18 protein-coding genes are annotated in these 17,649 nt (G+C 54.0%); 12 read left to right on the top strand and 6 right to left on the bottom strand.

Annotated features, from left to right (window positions below):
* The first annotated feature begins 381 nt into the window (after nucleotides 1-381).
* The 6 genes from cyoA (at nucleotide 382) to KTJ90_RS14720 (ending at nucleotide 6,636) form a co-directional block, all read left to right on the top strand.
* Nucleotides 382-1,308, top strand: coding sequence for a cytochrome o ubiquinol oxidase subunit II (cyoA, locus tag KTJ90_RS14695; protein ID WP_008924892.1), 927 nt, complete (start codon nucleotides 382-384; stop codon nucleotides 1,306-1,308).
* Between the two features lie 4 nt (nucleotides 1,309-1,312).
* Nucleotides 1,313-3,295 carry a cytochrome o ubiquinol oxidase subunit I gene (gene cyoB / locus KTJ90_RS14700; RefSeq protein ID WP_008924891.1) on the top strand — a complete coding sequence of 661 codons (1,983 nt, stop codon included), beginning with the start codon at nucleotides 1,313-1,315 and terminating at the stop codon, nucleotides 3,293-3,295.
* Nucleotides 3,295-3,909 carry a cytochrome o ubiquinol oxidase subunit III gene (locus KTJ90_RS14705; protein WP_008924890.1) on the top strand — a complete coding sequence of 205 codons (615 nt, stop codon included), beginning with the start codon at nucleotides 3,295-3,297 and terminating at the stop codon, nucleotides 3,907-3,909. Before cyoB ends, KTJ90_RS14705 begins: the two co-directional genes overlap by 1 nt.
* Nucleotides 3,909-4,238: a cytochrome o ubiquinol oxidase subunit IV gene (locus KTJ90_RS14710; RefSeq protein WP_136196568.1), complete on the top strand. Its 330-nt coding sequence runs from the start codon at nucleotides 3,909-3,911 to the stop codon at nucleotides 4,236-4,238. The genes KTJ90_RS14705 and KTJ90_RS14710 overlap by 1 nt, the downstream gene beginning before the upstream one ends.
* Nucleotides 4,239-4,251: 13 nt before the next feature.
* Nucleotides 4,252-5,139: a heme o synthase gene (gene cyoE / locus KTJ90_RS14715; protein ID WP_008924888.1), complete on the top strand. Its 888-nt coding sequence runs from the start codon at nucleotides 4,252-4,254 to the stop codon at nucleotides 5,137-5,139.
* Nucleotides 5,140-5,271: 132 nt separating this feature from the next.
* On the top strand, nucleotides 5,272-6,636 hold the full coding sequence (locus KTJ90_RS14720; RefSeq protein WP_008924887.1) for an MFS transporter: 1,365 nt from the start codon (nucleotides 5,272-5,274) through the stop codon (nucleotides 6,634-6,636).
* Nucleotides 6,637-7,201: 565 nt separating this feature from the next.
* Here KTJ90_RS14720 and KTJ90_RS14725 read toward each other — a convergent pair.
* Nucleotides 7,202-7,693 (bottom strand): YajQ family cyclic di-GMP-binding protein, encoded by a 492-nt coding sequence (locus tag KTJ90_RS14725; protein ID WP_003852530.1) that lies wholly within the window; start codon nucleotides 7,691-7,693, stop codon nucleotides 7,202-7,204.
* A 135-nt stretch (nucleotides 7,694-7,828) separates the two neighbouring features.
* Between KTJ90_RS14725 and panE the strand changes: the two genes are divergently transcribed.
* Nucleotides 7,829-8,749: a 2-dehydropantoate 2-reductase gene (gene panE, locus KTJ90_RS14730; RefSeq protein ID WP_039659075.1), complete on the top strand. Its 921-nt coding sequence runs from the start codon at nucleotides 7,829-7,831 to the stop codon at nucleotides 8,747-8,749.
* Nucleotides 8,703-9,299, top strand: a complete 597-nt coding sequence (yajL, locus tag KTJ90_RS14735; protein ID WP_003852527.1) for a protein deglycase YajL — start codon at nucleotides 8,703-8,705, stop codon at nucleotides 9,297-9,299. Before panE ends, yajL begins: the two co-directional genes overlap by 47 nt.
* A 66-nt stretch (nucleotides 9,300-9,365) precedes the next feature.
* Here yajL and thiI read toward each other — a convergent pair whose 3' ends face one another.
* Nucleotides 9,366-10,814 carry a tRNA uracil 4-sulfurtransferase ThiI gene (gene thiI / locus KTJ90_RS14740; protein WP_003852525.1) on the bottom strand — a complete coding sequence of 483 codons (1,449 nt, stop codon included), beginning with the start codon at nucleotides 10,812-10,814 and terminating at the stop codon, nucleotides 9,366-9,368.
* 232 nt (nucleotides 10,815-11,046) lie between these two features.
* Between thiI and xseB the strand changes: the two genes are divergently transcribed.
* From xseB to KTJ90_RS14760, 4 genes are all read left to right on the top strand, one after another.
* Nucleotides 11,047-11,289, top strand: a complete 243-nt coding sequence (xseB, locus tag KTJ90_RS14745; protein ID WP_003852524.1) for an exodeoxyribonuclease VII small subunit — start codon at nucleotides 11,047-11,049, stop codon at nucleotides 11,287-11,289.
* Entirely contained in the window at nucleotides 11,289-12,188 is a 900-nt protein-coding gene (gene ispA, locus KTJ90_RS14750; RefSeq protein ID WP_003852522.1) for a (2E,6E)-farnesyl diphosphate synthase, read from the top strand. The genes xseB and ispA overlap by 1 nt, the downstream gene beginning before the upstream one ends.
* 19 nt (nucleotides 12,189-12,207) lie before the next feature.
* Complete coding sequence (gene dxs, locus KTJ90_RS14755; RefSeq protein ID WP_499025181.1) at nucleotides 12,208-14,073, top strand: 1-deoxy-D-xylulose-5-phosphate synthase; 1,866 nt, start codon at nucleotides 12,208-12,210, stop codon at nucleotides 14,071-14,073.
* Between the two features lie 81 nt (nucleotides 14,074-14,154).
* Nucleotides 14,155-15,129 carry an aldo/keto reductase gene (locus tag KTJ90_RS14760; RefSeq protein ID WP_078804155.1) on the top strand — a complete coding sequence of 325 codons (975 nt, stop codon included), beginning with the start codon at nucleotides 14,155-14,157 and terminating at the stop codon, nucleotides 15,127-15,129.
* Between the two features lie 56 nt (nucleotides 15,130-15,185).
* Here KTJ90_RS14760 and pgpA read toward each other — a convergent pair whose 3' ends face one another.
* The 4 genes from pgpA to ribH are packed head-to-tail and all read right to left on the bottom strand — an operon-like array spanning nucleotide 15,186 to nucleotide 17,612.
* Nucleotides 15,186-15,680, bottom strand: a complete 495-nt coding sequence (pgpA, locus tag KTJ90_RS14765) for a phosphatidylglycerophosphatase A (protein ID WP_003852520.1) — start codon at nucleotides 15,678-15,680, stop codon at nucleotides 15,186-15,188.
* A complete protein-coding gene (thiL, locus tag KTJ90_RS14770) occupies nucleotides 15,670-16,647 on the bottom strand; it encodes a thiamine-phosphate kinase (protein ID WP_140916014.1) in 978 nt (325 codons plus the stop codon). The genes pgpA and thiL overlap by 11 nt, the downstream gene beginning before the upstream one ends.
* Before the next feature lie 55 nt (nucleotides 16,648-16,702).
* Complete coding sequence (gene nusB / locus KTJ90_RS14775) at nucleotides 16,703-17,122, bottom strand: transcription antitermination factor NusB (protein WP_003852517.1); 420 nt, start codon at nucleotides 17,120-17,122, stop codon at nucleotides 16,703-16,705.
* A 19-nt stretch (nucleotides 17,123-17,141) separates the two neighbouring features.
* Nucleotides 17,142-17,612 (bottom strand): 6,7-dimethyl-8-ribityllumazine synthase, encoded by a 471-nt coding sequence (gene ribH / locus KTJ90_RS14780; protein WP_003852516.1) that lies wholly within the window; start codon nucleotides 17,610-17,612, stop codon nucleotides 17,142-17,144.
* Between the last annotated feature and the right edge of the window lie 37 nt (nucleotides 17,613-17,649).

Genomic DNA, 17,649 nt, shown 5'->3' on the forward strand with positions numbered 1-17,649 from the left:
TATCATCGCGTGTTATTTTTAAAAAATAAGAATATGACCTGAGGAGGCGTAGCGGAAATACTAAAAACCGGTGAGCAATTACTTTAGTTAAATTTCATCGCGCAAATGATGCAGACTTGTTAAATATTTGGGAGTTAAAAGTAAGGGTTATTCCTTTCCCTGATTTTTTTACGGTTACTTCCATTGGTTTTTGTTATATTGATGCCAACTGCTTGTCTGCGTTAATTATTTGTCACCTGGCGCAACATCTGTGACACCCTTAGCAAAAGGTGTCAACACGTATCTGACACATCCTTAAGCTGGTTTACACTGCATAAACCTTCCCGTAAAATGCGCGCACACTTAAACGACAATAGAGCCCTTTGTCATTGAGGTCGTTAAATGAGACTCAGTAAATACAATAAAAGTTTGGGGATTTTGTCATTAATTGCAGGCACTTTATTAATGAGTGGCTGCGATAGTGCATTGTTAAATCCCAAAGGACAGATTGCACTGGAGCAACGTTCGCTGATACTGACTGCCTTTGGCCTGATGTTGATCGTCGTGATTCCCGCAGTCCTGATGGCCGTGGTGTTTGCCTGGAAATATCGGGCATCCAACACGAATGCGAAGTACAGCCCTAACTGGTCACACTCTAACAAAGTGGAAGCCGTGGTCTGGACCATTCCGATCCTGATCATTATCTTCCTCAGTGTGCTGACCTGGAAATCGACCCACGCACTGGAGCCCAGCAAACCGCTGCAATCTGATGTGAAACCGGTTGAGATCGATGTGGTTGCACTGGACTGGAAATGGTTGTTCATTTACCCGGAGCAGGGTATTGCGACCGTGAACCAGATTGCCTTCCCGGCAAACACTCCGGTGAACTTCAAAATTACGTCTAACTCCGTCATGAATTCTTTCTTCATCCCAACGCTCGGCAGCCAGATTTATGCGATGGCTGGTATGCAGACCAAACTGCATCTGATTGCGAATGAGCCGGGAATTTTCGACGGTATCTCTGCGAACTTCAGTGGTCGTGGTTTCTCTGGCATGAAGTTTAAAGCCATTGCAACCAAAGACGATGCGGAATTCCAGCAGTGGGTGGCTAAAGTTAAAGCAGCCCCTAACACGCTGACTACTATGGATGATTTCGAGAAAGTGGCTGTGCCAAGCGAAAATCACCCGGTGGAATATTTCTCTTCAGCTGATCCTAAATTGTTCATGCAAGTCATCGACAAGTTCAAGATGAGCCACGGGAAAATGGACATGCCACAGCATGAAGGTATGGACATGAGTCACGCCGCTTCCGCGGGAGCCGAGGAATAATACGATGTTCGGAAAATTAACACTTGATGCAGTGCCGTACCATGAGCCGATTATCATGGTTACGGTTGCCGCTATCCTGATAGGTGGTGCGGCGCTGGTCGCTGCGATTACCTATTTTGGTAAGTGGAAATATCTGTGGTCTGAATGGCTGACGTCAATCGACCACAAACGCCTGGGTATCATGTACATCATCATGGCATTCGTCATGCTGATTCGTGGTTTCGCTGATGCCATTATGATGCGTACCCAGCAGGTTATGGCTTCGGCCGGTGAAGCGGGCATTCTGCCACCGCACCACTACGACCAGATCTTTACCGCGCACGGCGTGATTATGATCTTCTTCGTGGCGATGCCTTTCGTGGTTGGCCTGATGAACATCGCCGTTCCGTTGCAGATTGGTGCACGTGACGTCGCGTTCCCGTTCCTGAACAACCTGAGCTTCTGGTTTACTGCGGTCGGTGTGATCCTGGTTAACCTGTCGCTGGGCGTGGGCGAGTTCGCACAGACCGGCTGGCTGGCTTATCCGCCGCTTTCCGGCGCGGAGTACAGTCCCGGCGTCGGGGTCGATTACTGGATCTGGAGCCTTCAGCTTTCAGGTATTGGTACGACCTTAACCGGTATTAACTTCTTCGTGACTATCCTGAAGATGCGCGCACCGGGCATGAGCCTGTTCAAAATGCCGGTCTTTACCTGGACCGCGCTGTGCACCAACGTCCTGATCATCGCTGCGTTCCCGGTTCTGACCGTGACCCTGGCGCTGTTGACCCTTGATCGTTATCTCGGCTTCCATTTCTTCACCAATGAAATGGGCGGGAACATGATGATGTACGTCAACCTGATCTGGGTATGGGGCCATCCGGAAGTGTATATCCTGGTACTGCCGGTGTTTGGTGTGTTCGCAGAGATTACCGCGACCTTCTCCAAAAAACGTCTGTTTGGTTATACCTCTCTGGTGTGGGCGACCATCGCCATTACCGTGCTGTCGTTTATCGTCTGGTTGCACCACTTCTTCACCATGGGTGCAGGTGCCAACGTTAACGCCTTCTTCGGTATCATGACGATGATCATCGCGATTCCGACCGGGGTTAAAATCTTTAACTGGCTGTTCACCATGTATCAGGGCCGCATTCAGATGCACTCTGCCATGTTGTGGACCGTTGGCTTCCTGGTAACCTTCTCTGTAGGGGGTATGACCGGCGTACTGCTGGCCGTTCCGGGCGCTGACTTTATTCTGCACAACAGCCTGTTCCTGATTGCTCACTTCCACAACGTTATCATCGGTGGTGTGGTCTTCGGTTGTATGGCAGGCGTGACCTACTGGTTCCCGAAAGCATTCGGCTTCACCCTGAACGAAACCTGGGGTAAGCGCGCATTCTGGTTCTGGATCATTGGCTTCTTCGTTGCCTTTATGCCGCTGTACGCACTGGGCTTCATGGGCATGACCCGTCGTCTGAGCCAGGATATCGATCCACAGTTCCACCCTCTTCTGGTGGTTGCGGCGGTCGGTGCTGGTCTGATTGCAATGGGTATCCTGTGTCAGCTGACCATGTTCTACGTTTCAGTACGTGACCGTGATCAGAACCGTGATGTGACAGGTGACCCGTGGGGCGGTCGTACGCTGGAGTGGGCAACCTCTTCACCACCACCGTTCTATAACTTTGCTGTCATCCCACATGTGCATGAGCGTGATGCTTTCTGGGAAATGAAAGAGAAAGGCGAAGCGTACAAACAGCCGGCATCTTATGAAGAGATTCATATGCCGAAAAACAGTGGTGCTGCAATCGTCATCTGCGCATTTGCTACTGTAATGGGCTTCGCGCTGATCTGGCATATCTGGTGGATGGCTGGTCTTTCCTTCCTCGGCATGATCGTTACCTGGATCGTGAAGAGCTTCGACGAAGACGTGGATTACTACGTTCCGGTTGCTGAAGTTCAGAAGATTGAAAACCAGCACTTTGACGAAATCAGCAAAGCAGGTCTGAAATAATGTCAACTGAAACTCTTAAACATCACCACGACGCCCATGCGGAGCATGGGCATCACGATGCAGGAGCCAATAAAGTCTTTGGCTTCTGGATCTACCTGATGAGTGACTGCATTATCTTCGCAACCCTGTTTGCGACCTATGCTGTCATGGTCAACAACACTGCCGGTGGCCCGGCAGGTAAAGATATCTTTGAGCTGCCGTTTGTTCTGGTAGAAACCGCCCTGCTGCTGTTGAGTTCGATCACTTACGGCATGGCTGTTATCTCCATGAACAAGGAGCAAAAAGGTGCCGTTATCGGCTGGCTGGCGCTGACCTTCCTGTTCGGTCTGGGCTTCATCGGGATGGAAATCTATGAATTCCATCACCTGATTGCTGAAGGCTTTGGTCCGGATCGCAGTGGCTTCCTGTCTGGCTTCTTTACGCTGGTCGGTACTCACGGTCTGCACGTGACCTCCGGTCTGATCTGGATGCTGGTTCTGATGTTCCAGGTTTCTAAACGTGGCCTGAACGCGACTAACCGCACCCGTATCATGTGTCTGAGCCTGTTCTGGCACTTCCTGGACGTGGTCTGGATTTGCGTCTTCACCGTTGTTTACCTGATGGGAGCCATGTAATGAGTCATTCTGTTAACGAACATGGCGCTTCACACGGTAGCGTGAAGTCCTACATGATCGGCTTCATCCTCTCTATCATCCTGACGGCCATCCCGTTCTGGATGGTAATGGATGGCAGTGCATCTCACGGTACTATCCTCGGTGTTGTTCTGGTTTGTGCGATAATCCAGGTGCTGGTTCACCTGGTCTACTTCCTGCACTTAGACAGCAAATCTGAGGGTGGCTGGAACATGGTAGCCATTGTTTTCTCGGCCATCATCATCCTGATTGTCGTAGTGGGCTCACTGTGGATCATGTGGAACCTCAACTACAACATGATGCCTCACTAAAGAGTCACGCGTAATGTTTAAGCAATACCTGCAAGTTACAAAACCAGGAATTATTTTCGGGAATTTAATTTCTGTGATCGGCGGATTTCTGTTGGCTTCCAAAGGCAACACAGATTACGCCCTGTTTCTCATCACCCTGGTGGGCGTGTCACTGGTGGTTGCATCGGGTTGTGTTTTCAACAACGTGATTGACCGCGACATTGACATCAAGATGGAGAGAACCAGGAATCGGGTGCTGGTAAAAGGCCTCATCTCCGCGAAAGTAAGCCTGGTTTATGCCACTGTGCTGGGTATTGCCGGCTTTGCGTTGCTCTACTTCGGTGCTAATCCGCTGGCCATGTGGCTGGCGGTGATGGGCTTCGTGGTGTACGTGGGTATCTACAGTCTCTACATGAAGCGTAATTCCGTTTACGGAACGCTGATTGGCAGTCTGTCAGGTGCTGCGCCGCCGGTTATCGGCTACTGTGCAGTCTCTAACCAGTTTGATGCTGGTGCGTTAATCCTGCTGGCGATCTTTAGCCTGTGGCAGATGCCGCATTCGTACGCGATTGCTATCTTCCGCTTTAAAGATTATCAGGCAGCGAACATCCCGGTTCTGCCGGTGGTGAAAGGCATTTCCGTGGCTAAGAATCATATTACGCTCTATATTCTGGCGTTTATGATTGCCACGCTGATGCTGACGCTGGGTGGCTACGCGGGTTACAAATATCTGGTTGTGGCTGCTGCGGTCAGCGTCTGGTGGCTGGGCATGGCGTTATCGGGTTACAAAACCGCAGATGACCGTGTCTGGGCACGCAAGCTGTTTGTCTTTTCTATCGTGACCATCACCGCGCTGAGCGTGATGATGTCGGTAGATTCGCTGGCTCCGGCTTCAAAGGACCTGCTGACTTACGTCTGGTAACTGGCACCGATACAGCATGAAAAGGGCGCGATTATCGCGCCCTTTCTTTTTGTTACCACTGCTTAAAAACTATTGTTTTACCCGCCCTGCCCCGCCACCTAGAATAAAAGCAGCACATTAACAGAGGTTGGAATGAACGATAATAAAATGACTCCGGTGGAGCTGCGCGCCACATGGGGCCTCGGTACGGTCTTTTCCCTGCGCATGCTGGGAATGTTTATGGTCCTGCCGGTACTGACCACTTATGGCATGGCATTACAGGGCGCAAGTGAAACCTTAATCGGTCTGGCAATTGGCATCTATGGCCTTGCCCAGGCAATCTTTCAGATTCCTTTTGGTCTGCTCTCCGACCGCATCGGCCGTAAGCCGTTAATTGTCGGCGGACTGTTGTTGTTTGTTCTGGGCAGCGTTATCGCCGCCTGCACCGACTCCATCTGGGGCATTATTCTGGGTCGTGCGCTGCAGGGTTCAGGCGCGATTGCGGCTGCCGTAATGGCCCTGTTATCCGATTTAACCCGTGAGCAGAACCGCACCAAAGCAATGGCGTTTATCGGCATCAGTTTTGGCGTGACCTTCGCGATTGCTATGGTCGTCGGCCCGATTGTTACGCACGCGCTGGGTCTGCATGCGCTGTTCTGGATGATTGCGATTCTGGCGTCGCTGGGTATCGTGATTACCCTGCTTGTGGTGCCGTCCGCTTCACATCATGTCCTGAACCGTGAATCGGGTATGGTGAAAGGCAGCTTCCGCAAAGTATTGGCTAACCCGCGTCTGGTAAAGCTCAATATCGGTATTTTCTGCCTGCATGTTCTGCTGATGTCGAGCTTTGTGGCGTTACCCGGACAGTTTGAGCAGGCTGGATTCCCGGCCCCCGAGCACTGGAAAGTTTATCTTTCCACTATGCTTATCGCCTTTGCCGGCGTGGTGCCGTTTATTATTTATGCCGAAGTGAAGCGTCGTATGAAGCGCGTGTTTGTCGGCTGCGTCGGGATGATTGTCATTGCTGAGATTGTACTGTGGGGCGCGGAAGGTCATTTCTGGACGCTGGTCGTGGGTGTTCAGCTCTTCTTCTTCGCCTTCAATCTGATGGAAGCCATCCTGCCTTCACTGATCAGTAAAGAGTCCCCTGCAGGTTATAAAGGTACGGCGATGGGGATCTACTCCACCAGCCAGTTCCTGGGTGTGGCCGTTGGTGGCAGTATGGGTGGCTGGGTATTTGGTCATTTCGATGCTCAGACCGTGTTCCTGGTTGGCGCGATGGTGGCTGCGGCCTGGCTGTTTGTCAGCATGACGATGCAGGAGCCGCCTTATGTCAGTAGCCTGCGCATCGTGCTGAGTGATGCGGCTCTGGCTGTGCCAAATCTGGAGCAGCGCCTGAAAGCGCAGCCTGGCGTTAACTCCGTGTTTATCGTGCCGGAAGAGAAAAGCGCGTATATCAAAATTGATAGTAAGGTCACCAGCCGCCCTGAACTGGAAGCGCTGCTGGGGAGTTGCTAGCTTAAAAAAGTTTGGTGATAACGTCAGCTCGTTTCGCTTCAGGATCGAGCTGGCGCAGGGGGCAAGGTCAGATCGGAAAGTCGCAAATGTCGCCATCCATGGCGCGGGACGCTTTCCTCCTCTGGCCGTATTCCCTTCGTCTCCTAAGCTTTTGAGTTGCTGAATGGTTCACCCGCATTTAAGTTTCTAAGCAACCTCCAACCCGCATAACCATTCTTACAGACAACTCAGAAATTCATAGCGATGGGAGCCTGTGCCTGTAGCAAAGCATCGCGGGCCATGGATGGCCCGCGATGAGCCGCCATGGATGGCGCTTTTGCGTCTTTGCGAAAGGCACAGGCTCCCTGAGTAAGTGCGTGATCGCACAGACGCCCTACAGCTCACACCCACTTCTTCAAAGAGATGCAAGCCAGCACACGATGCCACTGACGTCACAAACCACGCCTTTATTCAGACGGCTCAAAAATTTGGTTCGATGCAGCGCTGCTCCTGCCAGAAAACAAAAAACCCGGCATTAGCCGGGTTTATATCACTGCATTCATGCTGAAAACTCAGCCAATCCCGCTTAATCGCGGAAGTTTTTAAACTGGAACGGCTGGCCCAGATTACTGCCGCGCACGATCGCCATCGCGCCCTGCAAATCATCACGTGCTTTGCCGGTCACACGCAATGCTTCACCCTGAATCTGGGTCTGCACTTTCAGCTTGCTGTCTTTAATCAGCTTCACCAGCTTCTTCGCGACGTCGCTTTCAATGCCTTTCTTCAGTTTGGCATCGACCGCCCAGCTTTTGCCGCTATGCTCAATCTCTTCGGGCACCTCTAAGGCGCCGCCTTCAATCCCGCGCTTCAGTAACTTCTCACGCAAAATATCGACCAGCTGCTTAACCTGAAAATCAGACTCGCTGGTGATCTTGATGGTTTCATTCTTTTCGTTGAGCTCAAACTCGGCGCTCACGTTGCGGAAATCGAAGCGGGTAGACACTTCACGGTTGGCATTCTCCACCGCATTGCGAATTTCCTGCAGATCGACCTCTGAAACGATATCGAAAGATGGCATCTCTTCTTCTCCTGACGCTAAAGTGACATGCATAATACGCGTCTTAAGGTGCTAAATAAAATCAGGCTGCACACAACGCTATAATGAAAGTGTGACAATGAATAATAGATGGATAGCCCGCCAGCGGGAGGCAGCATGAAAATTACCGTGTTAGGTTGCGGTGCGCTGGGACAGGTCTGGCTGACAGCACTGGCCCGCCAGGGACATGAGGTACAGGGATGGTTGCGGGTGCCACAGCCCTACTGTTCAGCCAATGTGGTTGACCCACAAGGCAACATATCGAACCGCACGTTTATTGCCAATGATCCGCTCTTTCTGGCGGAAAGCCAGCTGCTGCTCGTCACGCTCAAAGCCCCGCAGGTCTCGCCTGCGGTGAAAAACCTGGAGAGCGTGCTGCAGAAGAACTGCCCGGTGCTGCTGCTGCACAACGGCATGGGGACGCTTGAAGAGCTGAAAGGGCTGACTCAGCCACTGCTGCGCGGCGTCACTACCCATGCGGCGATGCGCGATGGCACCGTCATCAAACACATTGCCAGTGGTATCACCCATATCGGCCCCGGCAACCGTAAAAGCGCCGCTTATAGCGATCTCGCCGATATCCTGCACCCTGCCCTGCCCGACGTTGCCTGGCATGACAATATCCGGGCCGCCTGCTGGCGCAAACTGGCCGTCAATTGCGTCATCAACCCGCTCAGCGTGGAATATGCGTGTCAGAACGGTGCACTGCGTGCTTATCCGGAACAGATCGCGCAACTGTGTGAAGAGATCAGTTGGGTCATGGAGCGCGAAGGCCAGAGCATAGCAAGTGAAAGCCTTCAGGACATCATCTTCGACGTGATTGAAAGCACTGCGGCCAACACCTCTTCAATGCTGCAGGATGTTCGCGCGCAACGGCTCACCGAAATCGACTATATCAGCGGCTTTCTGCTGCGCCGCGCCCGGACGCACGGCCTGGTGCTGACGGAGAACACCCGTCTGTATGACATTGTAAAACGCAAGGAGTCCCATTATGACCGCGAACGCATCGGTGCTGGTTTGCCTGGCACATGGCAGTGAAGAAACCGAAGCTGTCACCACTATCGACCTGCTGGTTCGGGCCGGGCTAAACGTTGTTACCGCCAGCGTCGAAAGCGATGGCAGCCGGGAGATCGTCTGCTCTCGCGGTGTGCGTCTGCTGGCTGACGTCACACTGGTTGAAGTCGCCGACAATGACTTCGCCGCCATCGTCCTGCCTGGTGGCCTTAAAGGGGCTGAGACTTTCCGTGACAGTCCGCTGTTAGTCGAAACGGTGCGTCAGTTTCATCTCAATGAGAAAATTGTCGCCGCGATATGCGCAGCGGCAGGCACCGTATTGATCCCCCACGATCTCTTCCCGGTCGGTAACATGACCGGATTCCCCGGCTTAAAAGAGACCATTCCGGCAGATAAGTGGATGGAGCGCCGTGTCGTCTGGGATCCGCGCGTTAATCTGCTGACCAGCCAGGGACCCGGCACGGCAATGGATTTTGCGCTGAAGCTGATTGATCTGCTGGTGGGAAAAGAGATGGCGCGCGAGGTTGCCGCACAACTGGTGCTGGCTCCCGGCATTTATGACTATCAGGCTTAAATACTAAGGCTTAAAACGAGAAAGCCAGTCAGTCCTGAACAGGTACTGACTGGCTCTGAAACGTGACTACGGGCGGTAAACTTTAACGTTCTTAAAGCCCTGCTCATGCAGATAGAGCGCCTGAAGACGGCTCATCACACCGCGATCGCAATAGAGTAGCCAGGTGCGATTCTGATCGAGATCGCCAAACTGCGTACTGAGTTTATAGAACGGCAGCGATTTCACTTCCGTCGCGTTTAGCGTCAGAGGCTTCTCTTCCTGCTCATCGATAGATCGGATATCCAGCACCACATCGTTCTCACTCAGCAAGGCGACGGTCTCAACTTCCACCACCTCCTCTTCTGTCTGCTCAGCGATGGTGCGGATATCGACGTTGGTCGCTTCTTCGATAACCCGATCGAGAATCGTGAAGTCGAAATTCTGCTCTTCCGCCTCAATCTTCGCTTTCACCGCCTTCACGGTCGGGCTTTTTGAGATCACGCCGCAATATTCCGGCATGGTGCTGGCGAAATCTTCGGTGCCGATTTCACGGGCAATTCGGATAATGTGCTCTTTGTCATGAGAGATCAGCGGACGCAGAATCAGCGTATCCGACGCGTTATCGATCAGACGCAGGTTGGTCAGCGTCTGGCTCGACACCTGGCCTACCGCTTCACCGGTGACCAGTGCCTGTACGCCGTAGCGCTCAGCAATCGTCGAGGCAGCCCGCACCATCATGCGTTTCAGCACTACGCCCATCTGGCCGTCATCCACTTTCTCGAGGATCTCACCGACGACCGGCTCAAAATTGATCGCTACAAAGCGTACGCGGTGTGAGCGACCAAAACGATTCCACAGATAGTGCGCAACCTGACGGACGCCAATCTCATGGGCGGCTCCACCAAGGTTAAAGAAGCAGTAATGCACACGGCTGCCGCGACGCAGCAGCATATAGCTGGAGACGCCGGAGTCGAAACCGCCGGAAATCAGCGACAGCACATCTTCCTGCGTGCCAATCGGGAAGCCACCCAGGCCTTCGTAGCGCGCAGTCACCAGCGTCAGACGATTCTCTTCAACTTCCAGATTCACCGTCACGTCCGGATTTTTAAGCTGCACGCGGGCGCTTTCGATATGCTGGTTCAGACCGCCGCCTACATAGCGCTCCACATCCTGCGAACTGAAGCTATGCTTGCCACGACGCTTAACACGCACGCAGAAACTCTTTCCTTCCAGACTGTCGCGATACTGCGCTAACGTCTGTTCAAAGATGTGATGAATATCCGTGTACTCGCGATCTTCGACCGCTAAAACGTGATGAATACCGGGAATGCGGGCGAGCTCATCGGGAATAATATCCGCCAGCGCTGCATTTTTTGACCGCACTTCAATGTGATCCCAGTAGCGCACAACGGCGATATCGTCGCTGACGGTTTTCAGGACGTTGCGAATATTGCTGGCAAGAATCTTGATAAAACGCAAACGCACCGACGGACTCTTGATGGTGATTTCAGGAAATAACTTGATGATAAACTTCATGGCGACACAGCTTCGTTGGGCAAATAAGTGCTAAAACAGGCGGCACTTAGCTGGTAAAATCACAAAATTGCGGGCTGCAAGGCGCAACCGCATCCGAGGCGCGGGAGTATATCACCTTTGTCAGGTGACTGCTTCTTCATCAGCCGCCGCATTGATTATTTTGCTAATCATTGGGTCTCAGCTACCATGACCGATTGCGAGATAATGTCCCAACCGTGAGTCGACACGAAATATGCCGAAAAAAGCCGAACAGCCAGCCAGCTTTGAAACGTCATTGCAGCAGCTGGAGCAGATTGTCAGCCGTCTGGAAAGTGGTGAACTGCCGCTTGAAGAAGCCCTGAACGAATTTGAGCGCGGCGTGCAGCTGGCGCGAAATGGCCAGCAGACGCTGCAGCAGGCTGAACAGCGGGTTCGTATTCTGCTGAACGATGATAAAGAGGCCGACCTCACCGCTTTCACGCCGGAAAACGACTAATGGATTTCGCCCGATTACTCGACGTTTATCAGCAGCAGGTGAACGCTGCCCTGACGCGTTTTATAGAGCCACTTCCTTTTCAGAGTTCTCCTCTGGTGAATGCCATGCATTATGGGGCATTATTAGGCGGTAAACGCCTGCGTCCTTTTCTGGTCTACGCTACCGGTGAAATGCTCCACGCCGACCCGGCGAGTCTGGATGCGCCCGCCGCCGCGGTTGAATGCATCCATGCGTACTCTCTGATACATGACGATCTCCCTGCGATGGACGATGACGCACTGCGTCGCGGGCAGCCAACCTGTCACATTAAATATGGCGAAGATACGGCGATTCTGGCGGGCGACGCCCTGCAGACGCTGGCCTTCTCTATCCTGGCAGATGAAGCGATGCCGGGTGTCAGTGCCGAATACCGTCTGATGATGCTCTCCGAACTGGCTAAGGCCAGCGGCGTAGCCGGGATGTGTGGCGGACAGGCGCTGGATTTAGCGGCGGAAGGCAAATCTGTCGATCTGGACCAGCTTGAACAGATCCACCGCCACAAAACCGGCGCGCTGATCCGCTCAGCAGTCCGTTTAGGTGCCTTAACGGCAGGCGATGCGGGCCGTGAAGCGCTGCCGCTGCTTGACCGCTATGCTGAGGCTATTGGTCTCGCGTTTCAGGTGCAGGACGACATTCTCGATGTGGTCGGTGATACGGCCGTGATCGGAAAACGCCAGGGTGCCGATCAGGATCTGGGAAAAAGCACCTATCCTTCATTGTTAGGCCTTGAAAATGCCCGTGCAAAAGCGCGGGATTTGTATCAGGAAGCTCTTGATGCTTTAGAATTGCTCGCTGCGCACTCTTATAACACTACAGCACTGCAGGCGCTGGCGAGCTTCATAATTGAACGCGACAAATAACTTCCATAATGAGTCTCTGATGAGTTTTGATATTGCTAAATACCCGACACTGGCGCTGGCAAACACGGTTCAGGAGCTGCGCGCCCTGCCCAAAGAGAAGTTGCCTGCGCTGTGTGATGAACTGCGTCAGTATCTGTTAGACAGCGTAAGCCGCTCCAGCGGCCATTTTGCGTCGGGTCTGGGCGTAGTCGAACTGACGGTCGCGCTGCATTATGTCTATAACACCCCCTTTGACCATCTGGTGTGGGACGTGGGTCATCAGGCTTATCCGCATAAAATTCTGACCGGTCGCCGCGATCGCATCGGCACCATTCGTCAGAAAAATGGCGTGCACCCGTTTCCGTGGCGCGGTGAAAGTGAATATGACGTCTTAAGCGTCGGACACTCATCGACCTCGATCAGTGCCGGTCTCGGCATGGCCGCGGCGGCTGAACGTGAAGGCCAGGGCCGTCGCACCGCCTGTATTATCGGCGATGGCGCCATCACGGCGGGCATGGCGTTTGAAGCGATGAATCATGCCGGTGATATCAAGCCGGATATGCTGGTCATCCTCAACGACAATGAGATGTCGATCTCTGAAAACGTCGGTGCGCTGAATAACCGCCTGGCGCAAATCCTGTCAGGTAAAACCTACGCACGACTACGCGAAGGCAGCAAGCGTGTGCTGACCAGCCTGCCGCCGATTAAAGAGCTGGTAAGACGCACTGAAGAACACCTCAAAGGCATGGTCGTGCCGGGTACGCTGTTTGAAGAGCTGGGCTTTAACTACATCGGCCCGGTTGACGGCCATGATGTGCTGACGCTGGTCAATACGCTGAGCAACATGCGCAGCCTGAAAGGGCCGCAGTTCCTGCATATCATGACGAAGAAAGGCAAAGGCTACGCGCCGGCAGAGGAAGATCCGATTGCCTGGCACGCCGTGCCTAAATTTGACCCGGCGATTGGCGAACTGCCAAAAAGTGCGGAAGGTCTGCCGAGCTACTCCAAAATCTTTGGTAACTGGCTGTGCGAAATGGCTGCCGACGATCCGAAGCTGATGGCGATTACCCCGGCGATGCGTGAAGGCTCCGGCATGGTGGCCTTCTCCCGTGAGTTCCCGGAACAGTATTTTGATGTGGCAATCGCCGAGCAGCATGCGGTGACCTTTGCAGCGGGTATGGCGATTGGCGGCTATAAACCGATTGTTGCCATCTACTCGACGTTCCTGCAGCGTGCCTATGATCAGCTGATTCATGACGTCGCCATCCAGAAACTGCCGGTCCTGTTTGCCATTGATCGCGGTGGTATTGTGGGTGCGGACGGTCAGACTCACCAGGGCGCGTTTGATCTCGCCTATCTGCGCTGTGTGCCGGATATGGTGATCATGACCCCAAGCGATGAGAATGAGTGTCGGCAGATGCTCTACACCGGCTATCACTATCAGGCTGGCCCAAGTGCAGTGCGTTATCCGCGCGGCACCGGTGTCGGTACGCCGCTGGCACCCCTGCAGAGCCTGCCGCTGGGTAAAGCGGTCGTGAAACGCCAGGGTGAAAAGCTGGCAATTCTGAACTTCGGCACTCTGTTGCCAGAAGCTGCCGCCACAGCGGAAGCATTGAATGCGACCCTGGTCGATATGCGCTTTGTAAAGCCGCTGGATGAAGCGCTGATTGCTGAGCTCGCTGCCACGCACGACTCACTGATTACGCTGGAAGAAGGCGCAATCAAAGGCGGTGCAGGCAGTGGCGTGAATGAATTTATCATGGCGAAACGTCTGGCTGTTCCGGTGCTGAACATCGGTCTGCCGGATGAATTTATCCCGCAGGGTACGCAGGATGAAGTGCGTCATGACTATCTGCTTGACGCGGAAGGCATTCAGCAACAGATCGCCCGCTGGCTGGCGCAGTAACCTCCCTTCGCTGCGCTCCCCCTCAGGGAGCGCAACATCCTGCTATGCTGTAACCTTTGCACTTTCGCAGGAGCCTTCACCATGAATACGATTCAACTCGGTAGCACCGATCTGCAGGTGTCTCGTCTCTGTCTCGGTTGTATGACCTATGGCGAGCCAACGCGCGGCAACCACGCCTGGACGCTGCCAGAAGCGAGCAGCCGTCCACTGATTCAGCAGGCACTGGATGCAGGTATCAACTTCTTCGATACGGCTAACAGCTACTCTGATGGCAGCAGCGAAGAGATTCTGGGCCGGGCACTAAAAGATTTTGCCCGCCGTGAAGAGGTTGTTGTCGCCACCAAAGTCTATTTCCCCCTGACTAATCTTTCACAGGGCCTGTCGCGCAAGAATATCCTGCAATCCATTGATGACAGCCTGCAGCGCCTCGGCATGGAGTATGTCGATCTGCTGCAGATTCACCGCTGGGACTACAACACCCCGCTGGAGGAGACGCTGGAAGCGCTACATGACGTCGTGCAGTCTGGCAAAGCCCGCTACATCGGTGCCTCGTCAATGCACGCCAGCCAGTTTGCTCAGGCGTTGCAGATGCAGTCTGAACAGGGCTGGCACCGCTTTGTCAGCATGCAGGATCAGTACAACCTGATTCAGCGCGAAGAGGAACGGGAAATGCATCCTCTCTGTCTGAAGGAGCAGATCGCCGTGCTGCCCTGGAGTCCGCTGGCGCGCGGCAAGCTGACCCGCCCGTGGGGTGAAAACACCGCGCGCTCTGCCTCTGACCAGGTAATGGCAAAGCTTTATGACAACACCGAAGAGAACGATGCCGCGATTGCAGAACGACTGGCGCTGGTGGCGGAAGGTAAAGGCGTAACGCGGGCGCAGGTGGCCCTGGCCTGGCTGCTGAGCAAACCTGCCGTCACGGCACCGATTATTGGCGCGTCGCGTGCTGAGCAGTTTGACGATCTGGTGAAGGCGGTGGATGTCACGCTGAGTGACGAGGAAATTACCCTGCTGGAAGAGGTCTATCAGCCACATCAGGCGGTAGGATTCGAGTAAACCTGACGTGACGCCCTTCCCGGGCGTCACCTCTTATCAGGCGTTTAGCATGGCGGTTAAGCCGCCAGCCAGACCCCGATTCCATAGAGCATGGCAGCGGAAATCACGCCAGCAATAATGTCATCAACCATAATGCCCATGCCGCCATGCACATTGCGGTCAAACCAGCGAATCGGCCATGGCTTCCACATATCAAGAATACGGAACAGCACAAAGCCCCCCAGCACCCATTGCCAGCTGTTGACCGGAATCGCCATCAGCGTAATCCACATGCCGATAAACTCATCCCAGACAATACTGCCGTGATCGTGTACGCCCATATCTTTGGCGGTGCGATGGCAGAGATAAACGCCGACGCAGATACCCACCAGCACCACCAGCGAATAGAGATCCTGCGGCAGGAAAGTCATCAGCCACCAGAATGGGATGGCCGCCAGCGATCCCATGGTGCCCGGCACAACCGGGCTTAATCCGCTGCCGAAACCGGTCGCCAGCAAATGCCAGGGATTGCTCATCCGCAGGCGACGTTTGGCCACGTCGTTATTTAGCATCAAAGTGATCAAACCCTTTGTGACGGAAGGTGGCGGGCTTGCCATTATCCAGCAGCGTCAAGCCTTCCGACTCCGGTGCTATTTGTCCGATGCAGGTATAAGGCACGCCCAGATGCCCCAGCGCCACATCCAGCGCGCCGCGATTAACCTCTGGCACAGTGAAGCAGAGTTCATAGTCTTCGCCGCCACTCAGCGCCCAGCGCAGTACCTGCTCAGGCTCGAAGTGGTCGCGCAGGGCCGCCGACAGCGGCAACGCATCTAGGTTAAGCCGCGCGCCGCAGCCGCTGGCTTTCAGCACATGGCCGAGATCGGAAATCAGACCGTCGGAAATATCCACCGCAGAGGAAGCCAGCGAACGCAGTGCCTGACCCTGCAGAATGCGCGGCATCGGACGCAGATGACGTTTAATCAGCGCTTCATGCACTGCCGGATCGCTGATGCGACAGTGATGCTGCAGCAACGCCAGACCCGCCGCGCTGTCACCCAGCGTACCGGTCACGAAGATCCAGTCGCCCGGCTTCGCGCCGGATCGTTTCAGGGCGCGGCCCTGCGGCAACAGACCGTGAATCGCCAGCGTCAGACTCAGCGGGCCACGTGTAGTGTCGCCACCCACCAGCTGCATATCGTAATATTCCAGCAGTTCAAACAGGCTTTCACTAAAGGCCGAGAGCCAGCTTTCATCGACCTGCGGCAACGTTAAGGCCAGCGTCAGCCAGGCGGGATCGGCGCCCATAGCAGCAAGGTCGCTGAGATTCACAGCCAGGGCTTTGTAACCCAGATCGGCAGGATGAATATCCCGTAAGAAGTGCACACCCGCGACCAGGGTATCGGTGCTGATCGCCAGCGTCTGTTTTTCCGGCACGCTAAGTAACGCACAATCGTCACCGATGCCGAGTTCGACATCACGGCGGCTGCGTGTTCTGCGGTTGAAGTAGCGTGCGATGAGTTCAAATTCACCACAAGACATAATTGCGTTCCGCTTAACCCTTAATGAAAAAAGGCCGGCAAGCCGGCCTTTTTGTTTATTTGCGAGTGGGTCGAATTTGTGGACCGGCTTTATCCAGCACGCCGTTAACAAATTTATGACTGTCTTCGGCACCGAAGACTTTCGCCAGCTCAATCCCTTCGTTGATGGCCACTTTATAAGGCACATCGTTACGTTTGCTCAGCTCATACAGCGAGATGCGCAGGATAGCTTTTTCTACCTGGCCCAGCTCTTCGAGCTGACGCGACAGATAGGGCTTCATCAGTCCATCCAGATACGCACTGTTGGTCGCCACACCGGACAGCAGTTCGCGGAAGTAGGTAATGTCGACGTCTTTGACGTCCTGTTCCGCCAGAAACTGGTATTCCACATCGGCAATGTCGTTATTCGACAACTGCCAGGAGTAAAGCGCCTGAACAGCGCACTCACGGGCGCGACGACGAGCAGCAGGTTTCACAAAATTCCCCTTACAAAAATCAGGCTTTAATGGCTTTCAATACGTTGATCATTTCGAGCGCAGTCAGAGCCGCTTCAGCACCTTTGTTACCCGCTTTGGTGCCGGCACGCTCAATGGCCTGCTCGATGCTTTCCGTGGTCAGCACGCCAAACGCGACAGGAATCTCGCTGTTCATGGCAACGCTGGCGATACCGGAGCTGGCTTCACCCGCCACATATTCGAAGTGGGCAGTGCCTCCACGAATGACGGTGCCGAGTGCGATAATCGCATCATATTTGCCGGAGTTAGCCAGCGCACGGGCTGCCAGAGGCAGTTCGTAGGCACCTGGCACCCAGACTACGGTGATATTGTCATCTTTGACCTGGCCGATACGTTTCAGGGCATCAACTGCGCCATCCAGCAGGCTGTCATTAATGAAGTTGTTAAAACGCGCAATAACGATGGCAACATTGGCCTCAGGCGTTGCAACAGCAGCTTCGATAACTTTCATACTTATCCTTTCAGGGGTTTGGTTAGCCCCGCGCAGG

This window comes from Pantoea jilinensis (genome assembly GCF_019104105.1).
GTDB lineage: Bacteria > Pseudomonadota > Gammaproteobacteria > Enterobacterales > Enterobacteriaceae > Pantoea > Pantoea eucalypti.

Coding starts and splice junctions, on each gene's coding strand:
- cyoA (WP_008924892.1), top strand. CDS start 382: ATGAGACTCAGTAAATACAATAAAAGTTTGGGGATTTTGTCATTAATT.
- cyoB (WP_008924891.1), top strand. CDS start 1,313: ATGTTCGGAAAATTAACACTTGATGCAGTGCCGTACCATGAGCCGATT.
- KTJ90_RS14705 (WP_008924890.1), top strand. CDS start 3,295: ATGTCAACTGAAACTCTTAAACATCACCACGACGCCCATGCGGAGCAT.
- KTJ90_RS14710 (WP_136196568.1), top strand. CDS start 3,909: ATGAGTCATTCTGTTAACGAACATGGCGCTTCACACGGTAGCGTGAAG.
- cyoE (WP_008924888.1), top strand. CDS start 4,252: ATGTTTAAGCAATACCTGCAAGTTACAAAACCAGGAATTATTTTCGGG.
- KTJ90_RS14720 (WP_008924887.1), top strand. CDS start 5,272: ATGAACGATAATAAAATGACTCCGGTGGAGCTGCGCGCCACATGGGGC.
- KTJ90_RS14725 (WP_003852530.1), bottom strand. CDS start 7,693: ATGCCATCTTTCGATATCGTTTCAGAGGTCGATCTGCAGGAAATTCGC.
- panE (WP_039659075.1), top strand. CDS start 7,829: ATGAAAATTACCGTGTTAGGTTGCGGTGCGCTGGGACAGGTCTGGCTG.
- yajL (WP_003852527.1), top strand. CDS start 8,703: ATGACCGCGAACGCATCGGTGCTGGTTTGCCTGGCACATGGCAGTGAA.
- thiI (WP_003852525.1), bottom strand. CDS start 10,814: ATGAAGTTTATCATCAAGTTATTTCCTGAAATCACCATCAAGAGTCCG.
- xseB (WP_003852524.1), top strand. CDS start 11,047: ATGCCGAAAAAAGCCGAACAGCCAGCCAGCTTTGAAACGTCATTGCAG.
- ispA (WP_003852522.1), top strand. CDS start 11,289: ATGGATTTCGCCCGATTACTCGACGTTTATCAGCAGCAGGTGAACGCT.
- dxs (WP_499025181.1), top strand. CDS start 12,208: ATGAGTTTTGATATTGCTAAATACCCGACACTGGCGCTGGCAAACACG.
- KTJ90_RS14760 (WP_078804155.1), top strand. CDS start 14,155: ATGAATACGATTCAACTCGGTAGCACCGATCTGCAGGTGTCTCGTCTC.
- pgpA (WP_003852520.1), bottom strand. CDS start 15,680: ATGCTAAATAACGACGTGGCCAAACGTCGCCTGCGGATGAGCAATCCC.
- thiL (WP_140916014.1), bottom strand. CDS start 16,647: ATGTCTTGTGGTGAATTTGAACTCATCGCACGCTACTTCAACCGCAGA.
- ribH (WP_003852516.1), bottom strand. CDS start 17,612: ATGAAAGTTATCGAAGCTGCTGTTGCAACGCCTGAGGCCAATGTTGCC.